The sequence below is a fragment of the Pedobacter ginsengiterrae genome (assembly GCF_039537385.1).
GTDB lineage: Bacteria > Bacteroidota > Bacteroidia > Sphingobacteriales > Sphingobacteriaceae > Pedobacter > Pedobacter ginsengiterrae.
Window position 1 is genome coordinate 234,909 of sequence record NZ_BAABAK010000010.1, and the last position, 26,276, is coordinate 261,184.

Genomic DNA, 26,276 nt, shown 5'->3' on the forward strand with positions numbered 1-26,276 from the left:
TTCGCACATAAAAATGCTGCCGAAATTAATTAATATAGTCGATAAATGAGGAAAATCTCCCATTGTTTTTACACTTTTTAACGGTTTAAAATTTTGTGCGTGATATAAAGTGTTAAGTAGGGCTTTGTAAATAAACAATAAAACCCGTAAAATGCTATGCAATAATAGTATTCACGGGTTTCGATTTAACAAGGAGAACAGCCTTAGCTACCTAGAAAAGGCGTAAACCTTGTCATAAACTGATTATACTGTTTTTCGAGCTTATTACTTAGCTCTGTTTGTTTATATGCCTGAGTAAGCTTTACCATCTGACCTAAATAAGTCATGTAAACCTGAATTTCTCTTTCTGATGATAGCTGGTTTTTACTTTCAGAAACTGCTGCTAAATGCGTTAACTCTTTGTTCATGTAATCTGCAGATTTGTTGATAAAAGCATTCGCACGATTAAGATCGTTTAAACGGTAAAGATTTTCTGTGAAATAGAATGAACTCATAATTTGTCGCATGCTGTAAAACTTATCTGGCATAACTGCATAGTATTTATCAATTACATTTTTACTCTCCGCTATTTTTCCTTCGCTAATTAATCCGCCAATTAAACCGTTAAACATATTGGTAAACATGGTAACATCATCAGCCGATTGCCTGTCGAGGTGATTAGCATATTTAATATTTCCCCATTTATAATTGTTCATAATATTATTATAAAATGGTTTCACATTTACCTGTTCAAATATTTCCTCTTTAGCCGTAGCTGGTTTTAAGGGGAGTAATCTCAAGTTTAATCCTTCAGAGTATAAATACTTTTTTAAGCCGATGTATTGCTCATCTGGCATAGCATTAGTAAAGTAGATTGGCCTTTTCCAATCATTATTGGCTAAAATATCAAGTACCGCTAAAGTGCCTTTAGTGATGTAGTTACTGTCATAAGTCCATTCCATTGTATTGGCAATTTTACCTGCATCTTCAACTGGCACAGTTCCTGTATCTACAACCTCTTTAGGATTAATGGTTAATTTGAAGTTCTTTGTCGGCAAAACATTGGATTTTGACCCATCTTGAAGTGTTATTTTATCAGCATCGTTATCTGATAGCAAAACCTCCATAATATCTTTTAGTTCAATACTTTGTGCAATTTTAAAATCCTGATAGTACATGACTTCTCTCGTTCCTGCGGCGTATTGATTGGGTTTCATAGAAACGGGTAATGGAGCAGATTCGTTTTGCTTTTTTCTCATTCCATCAATTGCCCAATCGAAATTAACCAAACTTAAATTTACAACCCTTACATCAGGACGAACGTTTTCTACTTCTTGTGCATACCAAACTGGAAAAGTATCATTATCTCCATAAGTGAATAAAATTGCATTTGGAGCGCATGATTTTAGGTAGTTTACCGAAATGTCTCTTGCTAGATAGCTTTCCGAACGATTGTGGTCGTCCCAGCCTTGAGTAGCCATAATAACTGGCGCCGCCAATAAACCAATTGAGGAAGCAAATACAGCAGCTTTGGCGGGTGTTAATTTCTTAAAAAGCCATTCTTTTAACCCAATTACGCTTAAGCCAATCCAAATTGCAAAAGCATAAAACGAACCTACATAGGCATAATCTCTTTCTCTTGGTTCGATAGGAACTGAATTTAGGTAAAGGACAATGGCAACGCCTGTAAAGAAAAATAGTAATGCAATTACGCCTGCATGTTTCTGGTTGCGTTTGAAATGCCAAACAGCACCAATTAAACCCAAAATTAATGGGAGAAAGAAAAATCGGTTATAAGCTTTATTGTCTACTATTGATGGAGGTAAATTCTTTTGATCACCCAGTCTTATTGCATCAATAGGTTTTACACCACTTAGCCAACCACCTCCGTTTTCACCTAATTGCCCATCTTGATTGTTTTGACGACCAACAAAATTCCACATAAAATAACGCATATACATGTGGCCTGCCTGAAACGAAAACATATATTTCAAGTTATCGGCAAGCGACAATTTATGCTCGTCATCAAAACCCATCCAGCTTTTGTAAAACTTGATGTGCTCAGGTTTATCACTATACATTCTAGGGATGAAAGTGTTTTTATCAAAAACGTATTTAGAGTTCGTGCCAGCAGATTCATATTTTTCTGAACCTTTTCTGTAAAGTTTTCCAGTTTCTTTAAGATCTATTTTCTCTGAATTATAGTTTTCGCCATAAAGCAATGGTCTGTCGCCATATTGTGCCCGATTAACGTAATTTAAAAATGTAAAGGCATTTTCTGGATTTGTGTTGTTTAGGTTAGGCTTGGCTTGTGCTCTGATAATCAGAAGGGCAAACGAGCTGTAGCCGAATATTAATAGAGTGGTAGAAACTAATGCCAGATTTAATACTTTTTTATTTCTTTTTATGGAGTATCTAATCGCAAGCGTAAGGGCTGAGATTAGTAAAATTGCAAAGAGTAAAACTCCCGTTCCAAAACCTAAGCCTAAAGTGTTTACAAAAAACAGATCGAAAAAGGCAGCCGTTGAAACCATATACTGGATAATTCCGAACTGTACAAAAGCCAGTATTAGAATCGAAACCGCAAATGTTTTTATAATGCCTTTGTTTGTTGGTTTTGGTGTTATCCTGAAATAATAAACGAAAATAACAGCTGGTATAACGAGTAGGTTTAACAAATGAACACCTATAGATAAGCCAATAATGTAGGCAACAAATGCAAGCCATCTGTCAGCTCGCGGCTTATCGGCTTGCGATTCCCATTTTAAAATCCCCCACAATGCAATTGCCGTACATAAAGAAGACATTGCATACACTTCGGCCTCTACTGCCGAAAACCAAAAGCTATCCGAAAATGCGTAAGCCAGGGCGCCAACAAGCCCTGCGCCAATAATGGTTATAATTTTCGAAGAATTGATTTCTTCTTCCTGTTTTACTAGAGTTCGTTTTGCTAATGCCGTTATGGTCCAGAAAAGAAATAAGATCGTTGCCGCACTTGCCATAGCCGAAGCTATGTTCATGAAGTAAGCAACCTTAGTTAAATCTCCAAAAGCGAGGGTAGAAAATAATCTTTGAATCATCGAAACTAGGGGTGCTCCAGGCTGATGAACGACTTCTAAACGGAAAGCTGAAGCAATAAATTCGCCGCAATCCCAAAAACTTGCAGATGGATCTAAAGTTAAAATGTAGGTTACAGCAGCGGTAAAAAAACACAGCCAACCAGTAATTGTGTTAATTCTGGAGTACGTCATAGTTCGGTTATTGATTGATAGTAAAAGGGTTATAGGTTTAACCTATAAAGTCGGATTTAAAAAAGGAATGTTGCATAGGATGAAAAGATTTTTTTAGAAATTTTAGTCAATGAAATAAATTTTAATTTTTTTTTAAATCGCTCTTGCATATTTAAAATATGCTTCCTACATTTGCATTCCCAATCGGGGATATATCCTCGATAAGTAGTTTGTCCGATAGTATAAGGGTAGTACGACAGTTTTTGGTACTGTTTGTCTTGGTTCGAATCCAGGTCGGACAACAAAATTTAGCATCGGATCGTGTATTTAAAAATTACATGATCCGATTTTTTTTAAACCGTAAACTACACACGGACCATGCCATTGCAGTTTAACCCGGTAAAATTATTTTCCGGAACAGGTTCAAGAGGGTTATCAGTAAAAATTGCCGAAAGTTACGGCAAGCCACTTGGCGAAGTTACTATCCACAAATTCAGCGATGGCGAATTTCAGCCTTCATTCGACGAATCAATCCGCGGTTGCGATGTTTTTTTAATCCAATCTACTTGTCAGCCAAGCGATAACTTAATGGAACTTTTGTTAATGGTTGACGCAGCAAAAAGAGCATCGGCACATTACATTACGGCAGTTGTTCCGTATTATGGTTTAGCTCGTCAGGATAGAAAGGATAAACCACGTGTAGCTATTGGGGCTAAGTTAGTTGCCAATTTATTAAAATCTGCAGGTATTCACCGTATTATGACGATGGATTTGCATGCAGCTCAAATACAAGGATTCTTTGATATTCCAGTAGATCACTTAGATGGCTCTGTAATATTTGTTCCTTACATTAAAAGCTTAGGCTTAAAAAATTTAACAATAGCATCGCCAGATATGGGCGGTTCTTACAGAGCTCGTACTTTTGCTAAGTTTTTTAATGCAGAAGTTATTATTTGCGATAAACGCCGTAAACGTGCCAACGAAATCGAATCTATGTCGATTATTGGAGATGTTACTGGGCAGGATGTTGTGTTAATTGACGATATTTGCGATACAGCAGGAACCTTATCAAAAGCTGCGGCTTTAATTATGGAAAATGGTGCTGCAAGTGTTAGAGCAGTTTGTACACATGCCGTTTTATCGGGCAAAGCAATTGAAACAGTAGAAAACTCGGTTTTAACTGAACTAATTGTTACGGATACCATTCCATTAAGAACGGAAAGTCCGAAAATTAGAGTGTTGAGTACAGCCAGTTTATTTGCAAGAGCAATTGCTAATGTAAATGAACACGGTTCGATTAGCGACTTGTTTAGAGTATAATTAAGTTAAAAGCTTATAGTGAATAACAAAGCGATATTCACAATTGATAAGAATAAAGAAAAAATTAGGCGGTAAAAGTTTAAAATTTAGATTTTAATACTCGATACTAACTATTTAAATACTAATAATAAATAAAATAAAAATGAAAACAATCGCAATTAGCGGTTCTCCAAGAGAGAACGTAGGGAAACGCGATGCCAAAGAACTTCGTTACGAAGGTAAAGTTCCAGCGGTATTGTATGGTGGTAAAGAACAACAACATTTAGCTGTTGTAATTGCTGACTTAAGAGATGTAATTTATACACCAGAAGTAAACTTCGTAGAAATTGAAGTTAACGGAACTAAAACTAAAGCTATCGTAAAAGATACTCAGTTTCATCCATTAACTGATGTGTTAATGCACATCGATTTTCTTCAGTTATTCGAAGAAAAAGAAATCGTTATGGAAATCCCTGTAAAATTAACAGGAACTTCTCCAGGTGTTAAAATGGGTGGTAAATTAATCCAAAAATTACGTAAACTTCGTGTTAAATCTTTACCTGCTGATATGCCTCAAAACGTAGAAGTAAGTTTAGAGAAATTAGAAGTAGGTAGCTTGTTCCGCGTTCGCGATTTAAAAGGAACAAATTATGTTATTACTAATACTCCTGAAGATACTATCGTTTCAGTTGCAATGTCTAGAGCATTAAAACAAGCAGAAACTGAAGCTGCTAAAGGTAAAAAATAATCAAGTTTTCTTGATTTTACAGAAAACGGCTCGAATTTATTCGGGCCGTTTTTTTATGCTGTATTTTTAAGGATTTCAGTATTAATGTAATTTATTTTGCTTTCCGTAACCCATTTCTCATCAGCTAATCCTGAAGATTCATTCCCTATTGTCTATTCCCCGTTACCTATCTTCCATTTATCTTTGGTCTTTTAGCTTTAAGCTTTTACATTTGCGCCTATGAAATATCTAATAGTTGGCTTAGGAAATATCGGACCAGATTATGCGCACACACGCCATAACATAGGTTTTGATATTGCCGATGAACTGGTTAAAGGTTTGGGTGGCAGTTTCGATAACATCCGTTTGGCCTATTATGCTGAAGTAGGTTTTAAAGGAAAGAAGCTTCATGTGATAAAACCAACCACATTTATGAACCTGAGTGGTAAAGCTGTAAACTATTGGATGAAAGAGCTTAAAATAGCTCCAGAAAACGTTTTGGTTATTGTAGATGACTTAGCTTTGCCTTTAGGTAAACTTCGCTTAAAACTACAGGGAAGTAGCGCAGGGCATAACGGCTTAAAAAGTATTGAAGAGGTTTGTGGCGGGCAAAATTACGCTCGTTTACGCTTTGGCATCGGAAGCGATTACCCTAAAGGCCGCCAGGTTGATTTTGTTTTAGGCTTGTTTGATAAAAATGAACAATTAGAGTTGCCTGCTCTTATCGATAAAAGTGTCGATTTAATAAAGAGCTACGTAACAATTGGGCCAGCACATACCATGACGGCTTTTAACAAATAAAAGGCGGTTGATTTGCATAACATACATTATAATTTTTAGTAGAGCAGGTTTCTGTGCTTTTGGGTTCCAGTAATCCTGCTTTACGTTTTACTGCGCCGATAAAAAATCGGCTTCGTGCTCACTCCAATCAGGTCTATTTTACAATGGGTTCTAGCGCTTTTTGTACAAGCCAATGTGCCTAAGGCCGATATTAGCGTAAAGCCCACAGCGAAGCGAGGACTTATAGCGATTTGCGGGGCTGCATAAGCCAAAAGCATCGATACCATTAATTTTCAGAAAAAAAATAAAGTAACCTCAAAAATATAAAGGCAAAAAAAAAGACCATCTTTCGATAGTCTTTAAGTATGATTTAGTTAATGATTTATTTAACTTGTTCTTCAGCCCTTGCAATGTAAGCATCAACTAATTGAGCTTCCTGGCTTTCAGGGTATTGTGTTTTAATTTTTGTGTAAGCATCAACAGCACCTTTAAAATCTTTAAGGTTTTCGTTTACTAAGCCTAATTTCTTTAAAAACATTGGCGAAGTAAATTTACTTGCTTTATCTGCTGCTTTCTTGTAATAAGTAGAAGCTTGTTTGTAGTCTTTTAATTCGCTGTAAGCATCGCCTAATAAGCCTAAAGCTAATGGGTCTGCTACTGGGCTACCTGTTGCGGTATATTTGCTTAATGCTTCAACAGCTTGTTTATACTCGCCTTTACGTAAATAAATACCACCTAAGTAAAGGTTAGCTAAGTTAGCTGATTTAGTGTTATCGTAATCTTTAGCAATTTGCTCTAAACCTGGGTAACCACCTTCGCCCTTAATTGCTTTGTTAGATAAAGAATCTACACCGATTAATTGCTCTGCCTTAAACATTTTGCTTGCAGCTTCTTGTGCACGATCTTTTAAGTAAACGTTTTGGTACCAAAAGTACACACCAATTAAAACGATTACAGCACCAGCTATAAATAGCAAGCTTTTATTGTTTTCCTGTAAAAAAGAACCTTTTCTAATAGGTTGAGTTGTCTGGTTATCTGTTGTAGACATGTTTGTTTAAAAAATTTAAGATTGCAAAAATACGTTTTTCAATCAAAGTATCAACCTTTATTTTGAAGTATTTGATTAAACTGTAGTTATTTAAGTGCTAGAAATATAGGATATTGTGTTTTCGTTACCGCAATAAACTAATTAGGGTGTTAAACCAGGTTTTATTATCGCTGAAAAGACCGCTGTAGTTTATAATAAGGTAAATGGTTTGACTTTCGGAGTTGCTTATAAAAGACTTAATACGGATGGGTTGCCAAAATGCGCCAAAGTTTTTTACAGATGATGCTGGAAATACATCATCAAAGCCCATATAAACTTCTTCAATGTGTGTAAGTGGAAGTTCTAGATGTTCATCGCCCGTAATGAAAAGACCATTTGAAGCCAGTAAAATATTACCTTCGTGATTGTGCATGGGCTTTAAAAAAGAAAATATTCCACTAATTTTTTTTAACCATCCATATCTTTTTTCTTCGTTTAGCTCATAGTCGTATGACCAAAGAACATTTCCTTCTAACATTTTTTGCGCTACCATATAATTTTCCTTGCGATGAATGTAAGCTTTAATTTTTAACATTGAATACTTGAAGGGTAAAAATTAGGTAAATTGCGCAATATTTATGTGGTTAAAAAACATTACCCTTCTCAATTTTAAAAACTATAGCGATGCAGGAATCAGCTTTTCTGAAACTGTAAACGTTTTTACGGGTAATAATGGCTCTGGCAAAACCAATATGCTCGATGCAATTCATTACCTCTGCCTTTGTAAAAGTTATTTTAATCCGATTGATAGTCAGCAGATTAAAACGAATGAAGATGTTTTTATGATTCAGGGCGATTTTGATCGGAGCAGTAAAAATGAAAAAATAAGCTGTGGTGTAAAACGTAATCAAAAAAAGCAATTTAAACGAAATAAGAAGGAATACGATAAATTGGCTGATCATATTGGTTTATTTCCTGTTGTAATGGTTTCGCCTTACGATGTGAATTTAATTATGGAAGGGAGCGAAGAGCGTAGGAAATTTATTGATAACGTGATTTCGCAAACCGATTCTCATTATCTGGATCAGTTGATTACCTATAACCGAATTCTGGCTAACCGAAATGCTTTACTTAAGCAAATAGCTATTACCAGAAAGTACGATCCAACTTTACTCGAGATTCTTAATGAGCAGTTGGTTTTTGCTGGCAACAAAATTTTTGCTACGCGAAAAGCTTTTATGGATGAATTTATTCCGCTCTTTAACCAGTATTATACCTACCTTACTGATAATAAAGAAACGGTTGAATTAAACTACCAATCTCAGTTAAGCGAAAAGTCTTTTGAAGAACTTCTTCAAAAATCGGTTGAAAAGGATAGGGTTTTAGAAAGAACAACAACTGGCATACATAAAGATGAGCTTGCTTTTGTAATTAGCCAAATGCCTTTAAAAAAGTTTGGTTCACAAGGCCAGCAGAAATCTTTTTTAATTGCATTAAAATTAGCTCAATATGCTTACCTGGCTAAAAATAAAGGATTCAAACCTTTGCTTTTGCTCGATGATATTTTTGATAAGCTTGATGATAACCGTGTTCAGAAGCTTATGCAAATGGTTTCTCATCACGATTTTGGGCAAATATTTATTACTGATACTGGAATAGAGCGGGTAAAATCAATTTTTAAAAAGATAGAAGTTGATGTAACTTTGTTTGAAGTAGATAACGGACAAATACAAAATGCGTAAACCTAATGATTTAACCATGAAAGATGCAGTCAGCAAAATGCTCGATGTGTATCGTTTGCGCCGTAAATTCGACGAAACTTCTATTCTTGCCATTTGGCCAGAAATAATGGGCACCGCAATTGCCAATCGTACCAAGCAAATTTACATTCACGATAAAAAGTTATTTATCAGGATAGAATCTTCGGTAATTAAAAATGAATTGGTTTTAGTTAGAGACGGTATAATTCAAAAACTGAATGCACATGCTGGCAGCCAGGTAATAACCGAAATGGTATTTTTATAAAAAAAGCTTGAAGGCTTTTTTAACCTTCAAGCTTTAATTTTACGGCTAAGTAAAGTATTTACCCTTTACTTCCGCCACCAAATACTTTTGCCAGTATCCAGATTAGTAGCGCAACTACAACTACTACAACTATAACGCCCGACCAAACGCCAGCTTTAAATATACCTCCTACAAGTTCACAACTGCTAAGGGTGCTGCATATTAATGCAATTAGTGCTAAAGGGATTGCTCTTTTCATAATGATGTTAATTTTGTAATAGCTAACATCAGAAAAGAAATAAAGTTTTACTTAAGCTTATTTACCGTTAACTTTTAATAATTCAATCTCAAAAATTAAAGTACTGTAAGGCGGAATATCGGGTCCGTAACCGCGTTCTCCATAAGCTAAAGTATAAGGCACAAAGAATTTATATTTGGAACCTGCTGGCATAAGTTGCACACCTTCTGTCCATCCTTTAATAACCTGATTTAAAGTAAATGTAATTGGTTCGCCTCGGTCGTAAGAACTGTCGAATTGTTTGCCACTTAATAAAGTGCCTTTATAGTTTACTAATACTGAATCTGTTGCAGTTGGTTTAACGCCTGTTCCTGCAGTTAAAACTTCATATTGTAATCCACTTGCTGTAGTTTGTACACCAGCACGTTTCTTGTTTTGCTCTAAAAAAGTTTTTCCTTCGGCAATTTGGCCTGTAAACTTGCTTTTGTTAGCACTGGTTAAAATATTGCTAATACATTCCTGCGCTTGTTGCTGATCCAAAATTAATTTGCCACCAGTAAAAGCATCTTTTAATCCTTTAAGTAGAATATCGTAATTTAAGGTAGAAAGACCAGTTGTTTTTAAACTTGCTCCAATTGATGTTCCGAAAGCATAGCTTGCAGAATCTAACGAAGATTTTAAAGCAATGGGAGCGGCTACAGGTTTTGCTGTTGTAGCTGGTTTTTTAGCTATGGGTTTTTTAGTTTGTGCAAAAGATGCAACAGCGATACCTGAAATTAATATCGTAAAGAAAACTTTTTTCATTTGTTAATAATTGTTTTTAAAGTGCGAAAGATACAAAACTTATAAAACAATAAAACCCCGAATATTCGAGGTTTTAAATTGTGTTTTTTTTGGTGATGAGGTTTTAGAAACGCTCGTCAGCTTTGAAGAAGAAGTTACCTTCAATTTCTGCATTTTCATCAGAATCTGAACCATGAACCGCGTTAGCGTCGATTGATTTAGCATATTTCTGACGGATTGTGCCTTCTGCAGCCTCAGCTGGATTAGTAGCGCCGATTAATTTTCTGAAATCTTCGATAGCGTTATCTTTTTCTAAGATAGCCGCAACAATTGGTCCTGATGACATGAAGCCAACTAAATCTTTGTAGAAAGGACGCTCAGCATGAACTGCGTAAAACTGACCAGCAGTTTCTTCAGTTAGCTTAGTATATTTTAATGCAATGATTTTAAAACCTGCATTTGTAATGTCGTTTAAAATAGATCCAATGTGGCCGTTTGCTACTGCATCTGGCTTAATCATAGTGAAAGTTCTGTTCGTGCTCATTGTGCTTTGATATCAAATTTTGTGCAAAAGTACATTTTAATTGATGAAAGAAAAATGTTTAATTAACTCATCTATTAAAAATTACAACTATAACAATATTAGTGCTTATGTGTTCTTAATATGTTACCTAATTAAAGCATTAAATTACAACGTAACTAATACTAAATTTACTTAGCTTTGCAGCGCAAAATTATGCTTACATTAACACAACTAAAATCTTTACTGGCTACGCCACAGAAAATTGTAATTACTACGCATCATAAACCTGATGGCGATGCAATGGGTTCATCTTTGGGTTTGTACAGTTATCTGATTCAAAAAGGTCATCACGTTAAAGTGGTTACACCTACAGATTATCCATCATTTTTACATTGGATGCCTAATAACGCAGATGTAGTAATTTTTACTGAAGAAAGAGAAAAGGCCGAAAAGCTTGTAGATGAGGCCGTATTAATTTTCTGTTTGGATTTTAATACTTTAAGTCGCATTAACGAATTAGGCGAGTTGGTAAGAGCAGCTTCTGCAAAGAAAGTGATGATTGATCATCACCTCGATCCTGAAGATTTTGATGATTACCGCCACTGGGATATTAATGCTTGTGCTGCTGCCCAATTGGTTTACGATTTTATTGTTAATCAACTAGAAGATGAAAAAGGCATAAATAAAGATGTTGCATCTTGTTTATATACTGGCATAATGACCGATTCGGCATCATTCCGTTTTCCTTTAGCAACCTCTAATGTTTATCGCATAGCGGCAAATTTAATTGATGCAGGTGCCGAACATTGGAAGATTCATCAATTGGTTTACGATAATGCCAGTGAAGACCGTTTACGTTTCTTAGGCTATTGCTTATCCAACAAATTAGAGGTTTTTCACGAATACAATACCGCAATTATTACCGTTACTAAAGAGGAGCTTGCAAAATACCACAGTGCAACAGGCGATACAGAAGGTGTGGTAAATTATGCTTTATCTATTAATGGAATCCGTTTGGCCGCATTAATTATCGAAAGAACAGATAAGGTCAAGCTATCTTTACGATCAACTGGCGATTTTCCTGCTAATGAAATTTGTAAAAAGTATTTCAATGGCGGTGGGCATAGAAACGCAGCTGGTGGTGCTTCCGATAAATCGTTAACTGAGGTTATTGAAGAGTTTAAATCAATTTTGCCAGCTTATAAAAGTCAATTAATAGTATAATAAAAATAAACAGGCATCAAGCCTGATAGTAATTAAAAACAATCAAATCAATATTGAATCCTGCGTAGCAAGCTTCATAACAAAGAAAAAAACAATCAAATCAATAATGAAAAAAGGAATTATTATTCTGTTTGCAGCAACGTTAGGTTTAGCTGCTTGTAACAACTACAAAAAAGGCGAAGGCGATTTGCAGTACAAAATCTTAAATGACGAAGGCAAAGAAAAAATTAAAGAAGGCGATTTCGTTAAATTAAATGGTATTCAAACTGTTGAAGGTACTACTAATGCAGATTCTACTTTAGTAAATACTTACGATAACGAACGTCCTGCGTTTTTCCCAATTAACAAATCGATGTTTAAAGGCGATTTAGTTGCGGCTTTAAAAATGTTAGGTGAAGGTGATAGCGCATCATTCAAATTGAATTTAGATTCAATGGCTAAATATTCTGGTCAACCAAAACCAGCTGGTTTAAAAAGCAACTATGCAACTTTCACGGTTAAAATTGAGAAAGTTTTGCATAAAGTAGCTAACGAAGCTGATTCTACTTTCGAGAAAAAGAAAAGAGATTTCTTTGAAACAGAATACAAAGCATTAATTGCTAAAAACAAAGCAGGTGAAAATGCTAAAATCAAAAAATACATTGATGATAATAAATTAGAAGTTAAATCAACAGCTTCAGGTTTGCAGTACATTATCGAAAAACCAGGTAATGCTGAAAGAGCAGCTTTAACTGATACAGCTCTTGTTGATTACACAGGTCAGTTTACTAATAAAAAAGGTAATGGTAAAATCAATGTATTTGACACATCTGACGAGAAAATTGCGAAAGAAGCAGGTCTTTACTCACCAATGGCTCAATACGCAGCTCGTCCGTTAGTTTTAGGTCAGTTAGCTCCAGGTTTTATTGAAGGTGTTCAATTAATCGGTGTTGGTGGTAAAATCAAAATCATTATCCCTTCTAAATTAGGTTACGGCGAAAATGGTGGTGGTCCAATTAATCCATTTACTCCATTAGTTTTTGATATTGAAATTAAAGCAATTAAAAAAGGACCAGTAGGTGCTCCAGTTACATTGCCTCCAGTTCAAGCAACTCCAGCTCAATAATAAAACATTAATTATATTTGAAAGCCCTGAGATTTTTAAGATCTCAGGGCTTTTCTTTTGGCTAAACTTTAAATTTTAAGTTTTTCGCTTTCGGCTTAATCCTTAACTTTGCACCATGATTTTTACCGATACACACACGCATTTATATTACGAGCAAGATGCAGAAAAACAAGCCCAGTTAATGGAACGCTGTTTTGAGAATAATGTAAATCGTTTATTCTTGCCCAATGTAGATGTAAAATCAATTGCAATGATTGATGATTTGGTAAGCAAATATCCTGAAAATTGTTTTGCTATGGCGGGTTTGCATCCATGCGATGTTAAGGAAGATTACATTGCTCAATTGGATACAATTTACAAAAGCATATCGGATAGAAAAATTTATGCAATCGGTGAAATTGGTATTGATTTATATTGGGATAAAACGACGTTGGAAATTCAGCAAGACGCTTTCCGCACGCAAATAAACTGGGCCAAAACAATGGGCTTACCAATAGTTATTCATTGCAGAGAAGCCTTTAATGAAGTTTTTGAAGTTTTAGAAAGTGAGCGGGATGAAAAACTTAGAGGTATTTTTCATTGTTTTACAGGAAACGAACAACAGGCAAAGCAAGCCATAGATTTGAATTTCTATTTGGGTATTGGAGGAGTCGTAACCTACAAAAAATCGGGGTTAGATGCTGTTTTAGCTCAAATTCCTTTGGCTGATTTAGTTTTAGAAACCGATTCACCCTATTTAGCGCCTGTTCCTTTTAGAGGAAAGCCTAACGAAAGCAGCTATTTGATTTACGTAGCTCAAAAACTCGCCGATATTTATGGTTGCACAGTTGAAGAGATTGCGAATGTAACAACAGAAAATTCAAGGAAAATTTTCGGGGTTTAAAACATATATATTTTACGTTATTGATAAATAAAGCTCTCATAAATTATGTTATTGTTAATGATAATTGATTTATGGGATTGTTTATTGTGATTTTATAAATATTATCTAATCATTTGTAATTTTTTGCTTTCTTTGCGGTGAGCAACCCTTACCAAACCAAATGAACAAAATTCTTATAATTTATACTGGTGGAACCATCGGTATGATAAACGACCCAGATAACGGAATGTTAATTCCCTTTAATTTCGAACAGATTAAAGAAAATGTTCCTGAATTAAATCGTTTAAATTATCATTTGGATGTTCATTCTTTTAGTCCAGTTTTGGATTCATCCAACATGGATCCCGAAATTTGGAAAACATTGGCCGAACTTATTCATACAAATTATGATTTATACGATGGATTTGTAATTCTTCATGGATCAGATACAATGGCTTTTACGGCCTCTGCTTTAAGTTTTATGTTAGAAAACCTAAGCAAGCCCGTAGTTTTAACAGGCTCTCAGTTACCAATAGGCGAAATTAGAACAGATGCAAAGGAAAATTTAATTACTGCGTTGGAAATAGCCGCAACCAAAGAGAAGGGCAAAGCTTTAGTGCCTGAGGTTTGTATTTATTTCGATGCTCAGTTATTTAGGGGTAATCGCTCTATAAAATATAATATAGAAAAATTTGAGGCCTTTCGTTCTCCAAACTATCCTTTGTTAGCAGAAGCAGGCGTTCATCTACAGTTTCACAGTAATTATATTTTAAATGCGCCAACAGAAAAGTTAATTTTGCGCACTAATTTTAATTCTAATATTGGAGTTTTAAAACTATATCCTGGAATTACATTACAGGCAGTACAAGCCATAACTGAATCTAAAGTAGATGCCATTATTCTCGAAACTTTTGGCTCGGGGAACACTACAACGGCACAATGGTTTTTAGATAGCTTGCAACATGCGTTAGATAACAATAAGATTATTGTCGATATTTCTCAATGTAAGAAAGGCTCTGTTCAGTTAGGTAGGTACGAAACAAGCCGTGAATTACAGCAAATGGGTATTTTAAGTGGTTTCGATTTAACTTTCGAAGCAACAGTAACCAAACTTATGTTTGTAATGGGTTTAGGTTTACCGATCGATGAAAGTAAGAAGTTAATGGAGCAATCATTGCGTGGCGAATTAACTAATTAAGTAAAACTTCTGCAATTATGACCCTCATCATTTCGGTTATAAGTAATAAGCTCTATTTTTGTCGATAAGCATAGTCGTCATACTGAATTTATTTCAGCATGACGGAAAGGAGATAACATGAAAATAGAACAAATATATACGGGTTGTTTAGCAGAAGCTGCATATTACATCGAAAGTAATGGCGAAGCTGCAATTATTGATCCGCTTAGAGAGGTTGGAACTTATTTAAAGAAAGCAGAAAAAGCTGGTGCAACCATTAAATATATTTTTGAAACTCATTTTCATGCTGATTTCGTTTCAGGGCATGTAGATCTAGCCGAAAAATCTGGTGCCGAAATTATTTACGGTCCTACGGCGAAAACTGAATTCAAGTCTTATGTAGCCAAAGATGGCGAGCAATTTCAAATCGGAAATATTACAATCACGGCTTTGCATACGCCTGGTCATACGCTAGAATCTACAACTTATTTGTTAACTGATGAAAATGGAAAGGATCATTGCATTTTCAGTGGCGATACACTTTTTATTGGTGACGTAGGTCGGCCAGATTTAGCACAAAAAGGCAATTTAACAATGGAAGATTTGGCAGGAATGCTTTTCGACTCGTTAAATGAAAAAATTAAACCTTTGGCCGATGATGTAATTGTTTACCCAGCGCATGGTGCTGGTTCGGCTTGCGGCAAAAGCATGAGTAAAGAAACTTTTGATTCTTTAGGTCATCAGAAACAAGTTAACTACGCCTTAAAGGCAACAACTAAAGCGCAATTTATTGAAGAAGTTACGGATGGTATTATGCCTCCGCCACAGTATTTTGCAAAAAATGCAGCGATTAACAAAGGTGGAGTAGAAAGTATTGATGACGTTTACGAAAAGGGATTAAATGCTTTAACGCCTCAGGCTTTTGAAGATTTGGCTAACCAAACAGGAGCCATAATGTTAGACACACGCGACCCACAGGTTTTTGCTAAAGGATTTATTCCAAATGCTATAAATATTGGTTTAAACGGGCAGTTTGCGCCTTGGGTTGGTGCATTAATTACCGATTTGCAGCAGCCGATTTTATTAATTACCGATGAAGGCAAAGAAGAAGAAACCATTACACGCTTAACTCGTGTTGGTTACGATAGTACAATTGGATATCTGGATGGTGGTTTTGAAAGATGGACGGAAGCTGGAAAAGAAATTGATACCATTGAATCTATTTCTGCAGATGAATTTGAAATTGCTTCAAATTCGGGTGAAATTATAGCGCTTGATGTGCGTAAGCCTGGCGAGTATGAATCCGAACATCTAGAGTTTACCCTAAGTCGTCCTCTAGACTTTATAAACGATTGGACGAATGAGATCGATAATAAATCTACTTATTATATTCATTGTGCTGGCGGATATCGATCTATGATTGCAGCTTCGATTTTAAAATCTCGTGGGGTAGAAAGCGTAATCGATGTTGCAGGTGGTTATGGCGCTATAAAAAATACAAACTTAAAAAGAACAGGTTTTGCTTGCCCTAGTAAAGCAATGAAAGGCTAATCAAGTTGGTTTTCACCCTCCAAGATTTTTTAGAGGTAGTTATATTAAACTAATCAATGTTCACCTGTTAATTTAAAGGTCTAAGCTGGTAAACAAAACAATATGTCACAAACTCAAAATCATTACGATATCCTTATTATTGGCGCTGGTCCAATTGGTATGGCTTGTGCTATTGAAGCGAAAAAGGCTAACTTAAGTTACGTAATTGTAGAGAAAGGTGCGCTCGTAAATAGTTTATTTAATTACCCCGTTTTCATGACTTTCTTCTCCACTTCTCAAAAGCTGGAGATTGGTGGTGTGCCATTTGTAACGATTAATCCTAAACCAAATAGAAACGAAGCAGTTGAATACTATCGTCGTGTTGCTGAGAAGTTCGATTTGAATATTCATCTTTTTGAAACAGTAAAGCAGGTAGTTAAAAATGATGATGAAGTTTTTGAAATTCATACATCAAAAACAAATTATACGGCAAACAATGTAATTGTTTCAACTGGCTTTTACGATGTCCCATTATTAATGAATATACCTGGTGAAGACTTACCTAAAGTTACGCATTATTATAAAGACCCGCACTTATATGCATTTCAAAATGTAGTTGTGGCTGGAGCAAATAATTCTGGTGTAGATGCTGCACTCGAAACTTACCGTAAGGGTGCAAATGTAACTATGGTTGTGCGTAGTGGAGAGCTTGGTCCGCATGTAAAATATTGGGTTCGTCCTGATATTCAAAATCGAATTAAAGAAGGTGAAGTTGCAGCTCTTTTCAATTCTGAATTAGTAGAAATTAGAGAGAATGAAATTGATATAAAAACTCCTGAAGGTTTAAAAACCATTGCCAACGATTTTGTTATTGCTATGACGGGTTATCAACCCGATTTTTCTATGCTTCGTAAATTTGGAATCGATTTGCCCGAAAGCCTGTGCCCAGTTTACAATGAAGAAACCATGGAAACAAATGTTAAAGGTTTGTATCTGGCTGGTGTAGTTTGCGGTGGTTTAGATACGCACAAGCTTTTTATCGAAAATTCGAGGGTTCATGCAGAGATGATTATAGGGGATATTGTTGTTTAAACTTTCTTACTTAAATCGGTAATCAAAATATTTTTATTCAGTTTTAATAGCTCTTCTATAAATTTGTCATTGTTTTCGGGTGAAATGTAAATCTCATCCCAACGATTATATTTTAAAATTAATCCATTAATACCTGTTGCGGGTTTAAAATTTGCAAAAGCAATCTTTCCAGTTATAATCTCAGAAATGCGATCTATTTTTATTTTTCCAGCTATAGGGCCTGTTCTATAAAATAAATATTCAGAAGTAAGCTGGTAATAGGTTTTAAAATAAATCCAAACTAAGAGAATAATGCAAGCCCAACATATTAGCTGAAATGGAATTATTACCATTAAATCATTTCTAGCAAAAAGCTGATAAAAAGACCCAAATAAGAGCCCAAAAACCGCAATTAAAACGATAACAATAAAATAGGTGCTCTTTGTGCTTTTAAAAAACATATTACTTTATTGGCACTTTTAAAACATTACCCGCAAAATTTTCAATGGCCGTTTCTACACTTGATAGATCTTTCGAAGTCAAGTAAGAACCCAATACATGATTTCCAGCATTTGGAATGGCTATTTTCTTTTTTAATTCGATTGGTGTTCCAAGCTCATCAAACATTTTTAACATGGCATCAACACGCACAACAGGATCTTGTTCGGTTTCGTTTTTATAATAATAGAGCATTAATACAGGTTGTTTTACTCTTTCGAAAACGCTTTTAGTCATCGTGGTTTCTACAAATTCTTGTAACTCTACTAACGATTCGATTCTGTAGTTGGTGTACCAGTATTTTTTGTATTCCAGCGTTCTTCCATCAACCGTTCGTTCATCGCTGCCAAGTACCTTTCTGGCTATTTGCAAACCCCATGGGTCGTTAAGCATCCAGGCATTTTTATCATTTATTGCAACATTTGGCGATAGTAAGATTAGGCTGTTGATTTGTGGATAAGTTGCTGCAAGTTTTAAGGCTACGGTTCCACCAGTAGAAGTGCCAACCAAAATTACTTTTTTGCCTAATTTTTTTCCGATTGCATAGGCTTGTTTACTGGTTTCCCAAAGTCTATCGGCTGTAAAATATTGCATTGGTGCAATGGTATCTATGCCATGATCAGCAAGGCGGGCGAGGTATAAGTTTGCTTTTAATTTCTTTGCCAAATTTAAATGCACTGGGTTTCCTTCTGTTTTCGAAGCCGAGAAACCATGTAGATAAACAACTGCATATTCGGTTTGCTGGTGTGTAGAATCTGCCCAAATAATTTCTGCCTCGTTGCCAGGCTTAATTTTATGCTTGCTTTCAATCTCGGCTACATATTTTTCAAGTTCTTTTAGTTCGGGAACCTTTACAGGTGTGGCCAGATATAATGGTTTTTTAGGCTTTGGTCCAGCAAAATAAGCTGCAACCAAAATTGCAGATAACCCGAGCAGAACTTTATAACGTTTTTTCATCTGGATAATTGATTTTTTAATGCTTCTCTTTTACAACTGCTGCGGTAACCATCAATTGCCCAACATGGCGCATGGTATGTTCTGCAGCATGAAATAGTAAGCCAATAACTGTTGATGGTAAACCTGCTCTTCCAATACCACGATAATCGCCCAAAATCGCTTCGTCAGTGTATTTGAGTTGCTGCAATGCTAAATCTACCTGTTTATTAAATCTTTCAACCAATGCATTTATACTATAGCCTTCAGTAGAATCCTTCCCTTCTTCATATAGTTGTTCGAATTGAAAATCTGTGAGTTTTTCTGCTCTTGCATAGGTGAAAACTCTATCGAGTACACCGCTTAAATGCTGAAGATGGAAACCTACAGATGCCATGTTTGCCGGGCGTAACCATAGTAATTCTACAGGGAAGTGCTGCATGTATTCATTAATTTCTTCTCTGGCTTGCAATAATGCGTGAGCAATAGGTTGCAATACAGTTATAAATTCGGGCGATGGGCCTCTTTGCCAGACTTCTAGTTTTTGGGACATTTAACTGCTTTTTAATCTAACTAAAGGTAAAATATTTAATGAATAACTGAAACCTGCAATGGATTTGAAAATCTGCATTTTCGGTTTGGATTGCATAAACTTGTGTTTATAAACCTGAGCGGAACGAGCACGACTCCCGATTTTTAACATCTGCCCTAATGATTTGAATTGAAGCTTTCGAGCTTTTACAGGTTTAATCGGGAGAAGTAAAGTGAAGCGCAGGACTGAAGAATGTAATTTGTAGTTCCTTAGCTTTCCAAATCCTTATTATTAGCAATATACATTATCTTTTTATGGGAAATTAGCTTAAGTTTGCATTCAAAATTTTTCGACTTAATGCCGGGAATCGAACAGATAAAAAAACCTATAGCAGCCGATATTAAAGCGTTTGAAAAAACCTTTAAAGAATCTATGCACAGCGATGCGCCGTTGCTAGATAGGATTACGCACTACATTGTAAAACAAAAGGGCAAGCAAATGCGCCCGATGTTTGTGTTTTTTGCCGCAAAACTTTGCGGTGGAATTACCGAATCGACACATCGTGGTGCTGCTTTGGTAGAACTTTTACACACCGCAACGTTGGTACATGATGATGTGGTGGATAATGCCTACGAGCGTCGCGGATTTTTCTCAATAAATGCTTTATGGAAGAATAAAATTGCTGTTTTAGTTGGCGATTATCTTTTAGCAAAAGGTTTATTGCTATCTGTAAACAATAACGAACATCGTTTGTTACAAATTGTATCGGAAGCGGTAAAACAAATGAGCGAGGGCGAATTGTTGCAAATTGAAAAGGTTAGAAAAATGGATATTTCGGAAGATTTATATTTCGACGTAATCCGGCAGAAAACAGCTTCTTTAATTGCTTCGTGTTGCGCTGCAGGTGCGGCTTCGGCTGGTGCCGATGATGCTACTATAGAGAAAATGCGGTTGTTTGGCGAAAAGGTTGGTATTGCTTTTCAAATTAAAGATGATACTTTCGATTTTGGAACTGACGATGTTGGTAAACCGCTTGGTATTGATATTAAGGAGAAGAAAGTTACTTTGCCTTTAATTTACGCTTTAAATAAGGCAGAAAAAGCAGAGCGTAAGCAGATTATTAATTTGGTAAAGAATCATCAGGATGACCCAGTTAAAATTCAACAGATTATAGATTTTGTAAACGCTAAAGAAGGTGTTTACTATGCCAATCAGAAAATGCAGGAATACCAAAAGGAAGCTTTTGATATTTTACACGAGTTTGAAACTGGTGAAGCAAGAACTGGCTTAGAACAACTTGTATTATACACAACTGAACGTAAAAAATAAATGAGCAACGAGTTACTTTTTAGCATAGGCTTTCTTCTATTTATTGTGCTTATTCTGGCTTTAGATTTAGGTCTTTTTAGTCGGAAGGAACATGTTGTAAGCTTAAAACAGGCTGGAATAATGAGTTTAATTATGATTGTGCTTGCAATCGGATTTTACTTTATTTTGCTTACTGAAGGTCACCAATTACATGGAATAACAGATTTTGCACACCTAAAGGAGATTGTAGCCAAACACCAACATCGAATAAAGCTTATTCCTGATGATTTTGACGGTAGTTTGGCCATCTACAGGCAAAATCTTGGACTAGAATTCCTGACTGGTTATGTGATAGAATATGCACTTTCTGTAGATAATATTTTCGTAATCGTTTTAATTTTTACGGCTTTTGCGGTAGAGGAGAAATATTATCACCGAGTATTGTTTTGGGGTATTTTGGGCGCAATTATTATGCGTTTTATATTCATTTTCATTGGGGCAGCATTAATAACAAAGTTCGCCTGGATACTTTATGTTTTTGGCGCTTTCTTAGTTTTTACAGGAGTTAGAATGTTTTTCAGTAAAGAGGAAGACGACAAAATAGATCCTCAAAATCACCCTGTGGTAAAATGGGCCTCGAAAATATTTGCCATTCATCCGAAGTATGAGGGTAAAAATTTCTTTGTAAAAATTAATCACAAAACATTCGTTACCCCATTATTCCTGGTGCTTTTAATTGTAGAATTTACCGATTTGCTTTTCGCTGTCGATTCTATTCCAGCAATTTTTGCCGTAACCAAAGATCCATATATTGTTTTCTTTTCGAATATTTTTGCGATTATGGGACTGCGTTCTATGTTCTTTCTACTGGTAAATATTATCCATAAATTTCATTATCTGAAAACAGGCTTAGCCTTTTTATTAGCATTTATTGGAGTTAAAATGCTCGCCCACGATTACTTGGAGAAATGGGGTTTTACCACAGAACATTCGTTAATTGTTATTCTAAGTATTCTGGTAATTAGTGTAGTGGCATCGCTGGTTTTCCCGAAGAAGGTAGCGCACAAATAATTTTTAACCATCTAAGAAACATACGGTTAATTTAATCTGATAGCTTATATTTCTTAATTCCTTAATGGTTAATATATTTTTACCATATAAGAATTGCAAGGTTTATTTACGCTGATAACCTTATATTTTCTTAATTCCTTAATGGTTAAGATATTCTTTTACCATCTAAGAATTATTAGTTTAATTTAATCTGGAAGCCTTAATTTTCTTAATTCCTTAATGGTTAATAATTCACCATCTAAGTATATAAGGTTCATCTAAGCTTGTGGCTTTATATTTTCTTAATATTTAAGATATTTCCACCATCAAGAAACATAAGTTTAATTTAATCTGGAAGCCTTAATTTTCTTAATTCCTTAATGGTTAATAATTCACCATCTAAATATATAAGGTTCATCTAAGCTTGTGGCTTTATATTTTTTTAATATTTAAGATATTTTTACCATCAAGAAACATAAGTTTAATTTAATCTGGAAGCCTTATTTTTATTAATTCCTTAACGGTTAATATATTTTTTTCACCATCTAAGTATACAAGGCTCATCTAAGCTTGTGGCTTTATATTTTCTTAATATTTAAGGTATTTTTACCATCAAGAAACATAAGTTTAATTTAATCTGGAAGTCTTAATTTTCTTAATTCCTTAATGTTTGAAATAATTCACCATCTAAGAATTGTAAGATTTATTTAAGCTGGAAGCCTTAATTCCTTAATGCTTGAGTTATTTCACCATCTAAGAACATAAGTTTAATTTAAGCTCGAAGTAATTATCTCTTTAAATTTTTATGGTTGCGAATCTAGAACGGCTTAACTTATTAATGATCAAATTCTTTTAAGTGCTTAGCTGTATCTTCTGCAGAAACAAATTTTCTAACTTTCTTTTTATCTAACCACAAAACCAAAGCAGGCAGTAATGTTAAATTGAAAACTAGTGCCACGAATAGCGTAATTGAAAGAAGGAGACCCAAAACAACTGTTCCACCAAAGGTAGAAGCAGTGAAAATTCCAAAACCAAAGAATAGAATTAAGGCGATGTGGGTCATGCTCACGCCCGTTTCTGTAATTGTATCGGTAATAACCTTAGGAACAGTAAAATTAGTTAAATTCAATTCCTGCTGATAACGCGTTAAGAAATATATGGTTTGATCGGAGGCCAAACCAAAAGCAATAGTGAAAATTAAAATGGTAGATGGTTTTAATGAAATATCGAAATAACCCATAATTCCAGCTGTAATAATTAAAGGAACAATGTTTGGTAACAGAGAGATAAACATGATACCTAAGCTTTTAAACTGTGCTAAACGTAACAGAGAAATCAAAACAATTGCTAAGCCAATACTTTCGAATAAATGTTTCAGCATATAATCAGTTCCTTTCGAAAAGATTACACTCGAGCCCGTTAACTCTACATCAAATTTATCTGGAGGTAAAATACTATCGATGCGTGGTTTAAGTTCAGCCATTATTGCATCTAAGCGTTTTGAGCCAACATCTGCCATCTGGAAGCTAATTCTAGTACTTTGGTTGCCTTTACTAACAAAGTTGGTTAACAAACTTGCATTGCCTTTTCCACCGCTTGCTATATAGGCCAGGATAAAGTTTTTTTCCATGTTATCTGGTAAACGAAAAAAAGTAGAATCGTTGTTATAGAAAGCTTGTGTAGCATATTTTAAGCCCATATTAACCGAAATCGAACGCGAAAACTCTGGATAAGCAGAAATCATCGTTTCCATTTTTTCCATTCTTTTCAAATTGGTAAGATTAAAAACGCCATTCTTTTTCTTTGTGTCAACGCTTACTTCTAAAGGCAAAATCCCTTCAAAGTTCTTTTCAAAGAATTTTAAATCCGTTAGAATTTCAGAATTTTTAGGTAAGTCATCAACCACATAACCATTTACATTAATTTTCATAACGCCAATAAAGGCGATAATAGAAATAACGATTGTTCCAATATAAATTAAGCTGCTTTTTTGTTGAACCAACTTATCTGTTTTAACCAATAGTTTGTGTAAAAATCCCTCTTCAACATGAGTTTGCGCTTTTAGTTTTGGAGCAGGTAAGTAGCTGAAAATAATAGGAATTAAACATAAGCACATTAACCAGGTAATCATTACATTAATAGATGCAACACTACCAAATTGCATTAATAATTCACTTCCCGTAAAGTATAAAACGCCGAAGCCAATGGCTGCGGTTATGTTTGCAATTAAGGTAGTAATGGCAATTCGCTCAATTGTTACACTTAAAGCACGCTGTTTATCTCCATCCTTTCTTAATTCATTTTGATACTTATTTAAAAGCAATATACTATTAGGAATGCCGATAATTACAATAAGCGGTGGTATCAATCCCGTTAATATGGTTAACTCAAATCCAAATAAAACTAAAGTTCCAATACTCCAGATTACACCCATAATCACCACTAAAATCGGGAAGAAAACCGCATAAAACTTTTTGAAGAATATTAGTAAAATGAGTGCTGAAACAAGAATTGATAAGCCCAGGAATAATACAAACTCGTTGCTTACCAATTTACTTACCGCAGTGCGTATATAAGGCAGGCCCGAAATGTGAACCTGTATTTTGGTTTTCTCTTGAAATGCTTTTGCCTTTGCCTCAATTTCTTTTAAAATAGGATTACGTTGGGCGGTATTTAAAATTTTAGTATCAAAAGTTATAGCCATTAAAGTGGCATTTTGCTTATTGTAAACCAAGCCTTCAAAAAATGGCGTGTTAAACAATATGCTTTTTGTCGAATCCATTTCTGCATCCGATTTTATCAAGCCTCCAGGAATCGCTTTTAATACAAATTTTTGTTCGACAGTATCTTTCTCTAACTGAAAAATTCTACCAGATGATAAAACTGCTTTTATGCCTTTTAACTTCTGGATGTCGTTAGAAAGCTGAACCCACTGGTTGTAGATTTCTTTTTTGAAAATATTGGGCGATTGTATGCCAACAACCATCACACTTCCATCTTCACCAAAAGTTTTTTTGAAATTATTATATTCAATAAAAGCACTATCGGTAACAGGTAAGATTTTACTGCCTGTGTAAGAAAGTTTTACGTTTTTGGCTTGATAGGCCATAAAAACAGTGCCGAGTACGAAGAAAACGATTATAGCAATACGGTTCTGAAGAATAAACCTCGATAGCTTTACCCACATGTGTAGTCTAGTTTTAAATTATAATGATAACGGCAAAACTAATCTTATTTATAAATCAGAATGACTTTTTGCGCAATTAAATTTGCACAAATAACATACTTTTGAAAAAATTGTTTTAATCGAATGTTGCACAAGGTTAGAGGTATTGTTTTAAAAACTACAAATTACAGCGAAAGCAGTGTAATTGTTCAGGTTTTAACCGATAAATTCGGTATGCAATCTTATCTAATTAACGGTGTGAAAAAGCCTAAAGCGAAGATTAAGATGAACATGCTTCAATCGCTGCATCTATTGGATATGGTGGTTTATCACAAAGCAAATACAAGTATTCAACGGGTTTCAGAAGTTAGGCAAACGCCTGTTTTCAAAACTATTCCTTACGATATAGTTAAAACAAGTATTGTAATTTTTCTTAATGAAGTGCTTTATAAAAGCATCCGTCAGCAATCGGCCGATGAAAGTTTATTTGACTACATTTTTAATTCAATAGCCTGGTTTGATGAGAGTGAGGAAATTAATCCGAACTTTCATTTATCTTTCCTCTTAAAATTAACCCGTTTTTTAGGTTTTTCGCCAAACGAAAAAAGAAGAACAGACCAAATTTATTTCGATTTACAAGAAGGAGCATTTGTTTCCAAAGTGCCTATTCATGCAAATTATCTTCAGCTAGAAGACGCATTAAGCTTTATTTATTTATTTAATACAACGCTTGAAAAAATTTCTGAAATAAAAATGAGTAACACCCAAAGGCGATTTTTGTTAGATAAGATATTGGTTTTCTATACCTTACATACAGCCTCCTTTGGCGAAGTTCAATCCCATAAAATCTTAGAAACATTGCTAAGCTGAAAAAAAATAAAAAAGATTTGCGAAACAATAATATAGCACTATATTTGCATTCCCAAAAGGAAAGGGAAATTAGCTCAGCTGGTTCAGAGCACCTCGTTTACACCGAGGGGGTCGGGGGTTCGAACCCCTCATTTCCCACACACTTTTCAAGGATTTGAGAAGATTTTAATACAATACCCAAATGGGAAATTAGCTCAGCTGGTTCAGAGCACCTCGTTTACACCGAGGGGGTCGGGGGTTCGAACCCCTCATTTCCCACATCAAGCCTTTCATTTTAAAATGAGAGGCTTTTTTTATGCGCTGATTTTTAAAATATAAACTTCTAGGCATATATTCGGTTTAATATCCGAAATTGGCAAT

At 35.0% G+C, this 26,276-nt stretch carries 24 protein-coding genes and 2 tRNA genes; 16 read left to right on the plus strand and 10 right to left on the minus strand.

The features are described from left to right. Window positions 1-203 precede the first annotated feature (203 nt). Window positions 204-3,230, minus strand: coding sequence for a glycosyltransferase family 117 protein (locus ABD692_RS10545; protein ID WP_344766786.1), 3,027 nt, complete (start codon window positions 3,228-3,230; stop codon window positions 204-206). A 357-nt stretch (window positions 3,231-3,587) separates the two neighbouring features. Here ABD692_RS10545 and ABD692_RS10550 point away from each other — a divergent pair, with 357 nt between their 5' ends. From ABD692_RS10550 to pth, 3 genes are all read left to right on the plus strand, one after another. After that, window positions 3,588-4,529 (plus strand): ribose-phosphate pyrophosphokinase, encoded by a 942-nt coding sequence (locus ABD692_RS10550; protein WP_316756105.1) that lies wholly within the window; start codon window positions 3,588-3,590, stop codon window positions 4,527-4,529. Between the two features lie 142 nt (window positions 4,530-4,671). After that, entirely contained in the window at window positions 4,672-5,256 is a 585-nt protein-coding gene (locus ABD692_RS10555; protein WP_316756107.1) for a 50S ribosomal protein L25/general stress protein Ctc, read from the plus strand. A gap of 219 nt (window positions 5,257-5,475) precedes the next feature. Continuing rightward, window positions 5,476-6,036 carry an aminoacyl-tRNA hydrolase gene (gene pth, locus ABD692_RS10560; protein WP_316756109.1) on the plus strand — a complete coding sequence of 187 codons (561 nt, stop codon included), beginning with the start codon at window positions 5,476-5,478 and terminating at the stop codon, window positions 6,034-6,036. Window positions 6,037-6,397: 361 nt separating this feature from the next. Here the strand turns inward: pth and ABD692_RS10565 are convergent, their stop codons facing one another. Next, window positions 6,398-7,063 (minus strand): tetratricopeptide repeat protein, encoded by a 666-nt coding sequence (locus ABD692_RS10565; RefSeq protein ID WP_316756111.1) that lies wholly within the window; start codon window positions 7,061-7,063, stop codon window positions 6,398-6,400. Window positions 7,064-7,187: 124 nt separating this feature from the next. Further along, on the minus strand, window positions 7,188-7,637 hold the full coding sequence (locus tag ABD692_RS10570) for a hypothetical protein (protein WP_316756113.1): 450 nt from the start codon (window positions 7,635-7,637) through the stop codon (window positions 7,188-7,190). 43 nt (window positions 7,638-7,680) lie between these two features. Between ABD692_RS10570 and recF the strand changes: the two genes are divergently transcribed. Next, entirely contained in the window at window positions 7,681-8,784 is a 1,104-nt protein-coding gene (gene recF / locus ABD692_RS10575; RefSeq protein WP_344766791.1) for a DNA replication/repair protein RecF, read from the plus strand. Beyond that, window positions 8,777-9,067 (plus strand): DciA family protein, encoded by a 291-nt coding sequence (locus ABD692_RS10580; protein WP_316756118.1) that lies wholly within the window; start codon window positions 8,777-8,779, stop codon window positions 9,065-9,067. Before recF ends, ABD692_RS10580 begins: the two co-directional genes overlap by 8 nt. A gap of 58 nt (window positions 9,068-9,125) precedes the next feature. On the opposite strand, the gene ABD692_RS10585 is transcribed toward ABD692_RS10580, so the two are convergent. The 3 genes from ABD692_RS10585 to ABD692_RS10595 all read right to left on the minus strand — a co-directional run bounded on the left by ABD692_RS10585 (window position 9,126) and on the right by ABD692_RS10595 (window position 10,611). Beyond that, on the minus strand, window positions 9,126-9,305 hold the full coding sequence (locus tag ABD692_RS10585; protein ID WP_316756121.1) for a hypothetical protein: 180 nt from the start codon (window positions 9,303-9,305) through the stop codon (window positions 9,126-9,128). Between the two features lie 57 nt (window positions 9,306-9,362). Then, a complete protein-coding gene (bamJ, locus tag ABD692_RS10590) occupies window positions 9,363-10,088 on the minus strand; it encodes a BamJ family beta-barrel-assembly machinery protein (RefSeq protein WP_344766792.1) in 726 nt (241 codons plus the stop codon). A gap of 103 nt (window positions 10,089-10,191) precedes the next feature. Further along, window positions 10,192-10,611 (minus strand): nucleoside-diphosphate kinase, encoded by a 420-nt coding sequence (locus ABD692_RS10595; protein WP_188416819.1) that lies wholly within the window; start codon window positions 10,609-10,611, stop codon window positions 10,192-10,194. A gap of 192 nt (window positions 10,612-10,803) precedes the next feature. Between ABD692_RS10595 and ABD692_RS10600 the strand changes: the two genes are divergently transcribed. The 6 genes from ABD692_RS10600 (at window position 10,804) to ABD692_RS10625 (ending at window position 17,580) form a co-directional block, all read left to right on the plus strand. Next, window positions 10,804-11,814 (plus strand): DHH family phosphoesterase, encoded by a 1,011-nt coding sequence (locus ABD692_RS10600; RefSeq protein WP_344766796.1) that lies wholly within the window; start codon window positions 10,804-10,806, stop codon window positions 11,812-11,814. A 106-nt stretch (window positions 11,815-11,920) separates the two neighbouring features. Next, the gene (locus ABD692_RS10605) at window positions 11,921-12,919 is read left to right on the plus strand and encodes an FKBP-type peptidyl-prolyl cis-trans isomerase (protein WP_316756127.1); all 999 of its coding nucleotides are present in this window, start codon (window positions 11,921-11,923) and stop codon (window positions 12,917-12,919) included. A 115-nt stretch (window positions 12,920-13,034) separates the two neighbouring features. Next, window positions 13,035-13,802, plus strand: coding sequence for a TatD family hydrolase (locus ABD692_RS10610; RefSeq protein ID WP_344766799.1), 768 nt, complete (start codon window positions 13,035-13,037; stop codon window positions 13,800-13,802). Between the two features lie 160 nt (window positions 13,803-13,962). Beyond that, a complete protein-coding gene (locus tag ABD692_RS10615) occupies window positions 13,963-14,979 on the plus strand; it encodes an asparaginase (protein WP_344766801.1) in 1,017 nt (338 codons plus the stop codon). A gap of 117 nt (window positions 14,980-15,096) precedes the next feature. Next, a complete protein-coding gene (locus tag ABD692_RS10620) occupies window positions 15,097-16,509 on the plus strand; it encodes an MBL fold metallo-hydrolase (RefSeq protein WP_344766803.1) in 1,413 nt (470 codons plus the stop codon). A 102-nt stretch (window positions 16,510-16,611) separates the two neighbouring features. Then, entirely contained in the window at window positions 16,612-17,580 is a 969-nt protein-coding gene (locus ABD692_RS10625) for a YpdA family putative bacillithiol disulfide reductase (RefSeq protein ID WP_344766805.1), read from the plus strand. Here the strand turns inward: ABD692_RS10625 and ABD692_RS10630 are convergent. The 3 genes from ABD692_RS10630 to ABD692_RS10640 are packed head-to-tail and all read right to left on the minus strand — an operon-like array spanning window position 17,577 to window position 19,543. Continuing rightward, window positions 17,577-18,020 carry a PH domain-containing protein gene (locus ABD692_RS10630; RefSeq protein WP_344766807.1) on the minus strand — a complete coding sequence of 148 codons (444 nt, stop codon included), beginning with the start codon at window positions 18,018-18,020 and terminating at the stop codon, window positions 17,577-17,579. The two genes, ABD692_RS10625 and ABD692_RS10630, sit on opposite strands and share 4 nt — an antisense overlap. Before the next feature lies 1 nt (window position 18,021). Next, window positions 18,022-19,014 carry an alpha/beta hydrolase gene (locus tag ABD692_RS10635; protein WP_344766809.1) on the minus strand — a complete coding sequence of 331 codons (993 nt, stop codon included), beginning with the start codon at window positions 19,012-19,014 and terminating at the stop codon, window positions 18,022-18,024. 16 nt (window positions 19,015-19,030) lie between these two features. Continuing rightward, complete coding sequence (locus tag ABD692_RS10640) at window positions 19,031-19,543, minus strand: DinB family protein (RefSeq protein ID WP_344766811.1); 513 nt, start codon at window positions 19,541-19,543, stop codon at window positions 19,031-19,033. A 336-nt stretch (window positions 19,544-19,879) separates the two neighbouring features. Here ABD692_RS10640 and ABD692_RS10645 point away from each other — a divergent pair, with 336 nt between their 5' ends. Next, window positions 19,880-20,851: a polyprenyl synthetase family protein gene (locus ABD692_RS10645; protein WP_316756143.1), complete on the plus strand. Its 972-nt coding sequence runs from the start codon at window positions 19,880-19,882 to the stop codon at window positions 20,849-20,851. Next, window positions 20,852-21,901, plus strand: a complete 1,050-nt coding sequence (locus ABD692_RS10650; protein WP_316756145.1) for a TerC/Alx family metal homeostasis membrane protein — start codon at window positions 20,852-20,854, stop codon at window positions 21,899-21,901. 814 nt (window positions 21,902-22,715) lie between these two features. Here ABD692_RS10650 and ABD692_RS10655 read toward each other — a convergent pair. Further along, window positions 22,716-25,067 (minus strand): efflux RND transporter permease subunit, encoded by a 2,352-nt coding sequence (locus ABD692_RS10655; protein WP_344766813.1) that lies wholly within the window; start codon window positions 25,065-25,067, stop codon window positions 22,716-22,718. 123 nt (window positions 25,068-25,190) lie between these two features. On the opposite strand from ABD692_RS10655, the gene recO reads away from it, so the two are divergent. The 3 genes from recO (at window position 25,191) to ABD692_RS10670 (ending at window position 26,174) form a co-directional block, all read left to right on the plus strand. Then, window positions 25,191-25,916, plus strand: coding sequence for a DNA repair protein RecO (recO, locus tag ABD692_RS10660; protein WP_344766815.1), 726 nt, complete (start codon window positions 25,191-25,193; stop codon window positions 25,914-25,916). Window positions 25,917-25,979: 63 nt separating this feature from the next. Continuing rightward, window positions 25,980-26,054, plus strand: a tRNA-Val gene (locus ABD692_RS10665). Window positions 26,055-26,099: 45 nt separating this feature from the next. Next, window positions 26,100-26,174: transfer RNA gene (locus ABD692_RS10670), tRNA-Val, on the plus strand. Window positions 26,175-26,276: the final 102 nt, after the last annotated feature.

What these genes read in the sequence shown, in the direction of transcription:
- ABD692_RS10610 (WP_344766799.1), top strand. Translation starts at nt 13,035, where the DNA reads ATGATTTTTACCGATACACACACGCATTTATATTACGAGCAAGATGCA.
- ABD692_RS10570 (WP_316756113.1), bottom strand. Translation starts at nt 7,637, where the DNA reads ATGTTAAAAATTAAAGCTTACATTCATCGCAAGGAAAATTATATGGTA.
- ABD692_RS10545 (WP_344766786.1), bottom strand. Translation starts at nt 3,230, where the DNA reads ATGACGTACTCCAGAATTAACACAATTACTGGTTGGCTGTGTTTTTTT.
- ABD692_RS10580 (WP_316756118.1), top strand. Translation starts at nt 8,777, where the DNA reads ATGCGTAAACCTAATGATTTAACCATGAAAGATGCAGTCAGCAAAATG.
- ABD692_RS10625 (WP_344766805.1), top strand. Translation starts at nt 16,612, where the DNA reads ATGTCACAAACTCAAAATCATTACGATATCCTTATTATTGGCGCTGGT.
- ABD692_RS10565 (WP_316756111.1), bottom strand. Translation starts at nt 7,063, where the DNA reads ATGTCTACAACAGATAACCAGACAACTCAACCTATTAGAAAAGGTTCT.
- recF (WP_344766791.1), top strand. Translation starts at nt 7,681, where the DNA reads ATGTGGTTAAAAAACATTACCCTTCTCAATTTTAAAAACTATAGCGAT.
- ABD692_RS10605 (WP_316756127.1), top strand. Translation starts at nt 11,921, where the DNA reads ATGAAAAAAGGAATTATTATTCTGTTTGCAGCAACGTTAGGTTTAGCT.
- ABD692_RS10650 (WP_316756145.1), top strand. Translation starts at nt 20,852, where the DNA reads ATGAGCAACGAGTTACTTTTTAGCATAGGCTTTCTTCTATTTATTGTG.
- ABD692_RS10645 (WP_316756143.1), top strand. Translation starts at nt 19,880, where the DNA reads ATGCCGGGAATCGAACAGATAAAAAAACCTATAGCAGCCGATATTAAA.
- ABD692_RS10615 (WP_344766801.1), top strand. Translation starts at nt 13,963, where the DNA reads ATGAACAAAATTCTTATAATTTATACTGGTGGAACCATCGGTATGATA.
- ABD692_RS10635 (WP_344766809.1), bottom strand. Translation starts at nt 19,014, where the DNA reads ATGAAAAAACGTTATAAAGTTCTGCTCGGGTTATCTGCAATTTTGGTT.
- bamJ (WP_344766792.1), bottom strand. Translation starts at nt 10,088, where the DNA reads ATGAAAAAAGTTTTCTTTACGATATTAATTTCAGGTATCGCTGTTGCA.
- ABD692_RS10585 (WP_316756121.1), bottom strand. Translation starts at nt 9,305, where the DNA reads ATGAAAAGAGCAATCCCTTTAGCACTAATTGCATTAATATGCAGCACC.
- ABD692_RS10640 (WP_344766811.1), bottom strand. Translation starts at nt 19,543, where the DNA reads ATGTCCCAAAAACTAGAAGTCTGGCAAAGAGGCCCATCGCCCGAATTT.
- recO (WP_344766815.1), top strand. Translation starts at nt 25,191, where the DNA reads ATGTTGCACAAGGTTAGAGGTATTGTTTTAAAAACTACAAATTACAGC.
- ABD692_RS10630 (WP_344766807.1), bottom strand. Translation starts at nt 18,020, where the DNA reads ATGTTTTTTAAAAGCACAAAGAGCACCTATTTTATTGTTATCGTTTTA.
- ABD692_RS10550 (WP_316756105.1), top strand. Translation starts at nt 3,588, where the DNA reads ATGCCATTGCAGTTTAACCCGGTAAAATTATTTTCCGGAACAGGTTCA.
- ABD692_RS10555 (WP_316756107.1), top strand. Translation starts at nt 4,672, where the DNA reads ATGAAAACAATCGCAATTAGCGGTTCTCCAAGAGAGAACGTAGGGAAA.
- ABD692_RS10655 (WP_344766813.1), bottom strand. Translation starts at nt 25,067, where the DNA reads ATGTGGGTAAAGCTATCGAGGTTTATTCTTCAGAACCGTATTGCTATA.
- ABD692_RS10620 (WP_344766803.1), top strand. Translation starts at nt 15,097, where the DNA reads ATGAAAATAGAACAAATATATACGGGTTGTTTAGCAGAAGCTGCATAT.
- ABD692_RS10600 (WP_344766796.1), top strand. Translation starts at nt 10,804, where the DNA reads ATGCTTACATTAACACAACTAAAATCTTTACTGGCTACGCCACAGAAA.
- ABD692_RS10595 (WP_188416819.1), bottom strand. Translation starts at nt 10,611, where the DNA reads ATGAGCACGAACAGAACTTTCACTATGATTAAGCCAGATGCAGTAGCA.
- pth (WP_316756109.1), top strand. Translation starts at nt 5,476, where the DNA reads ATGAAATATCTAATAGTTGGCTTAGGAAATATCGGACCAGATTATGCG.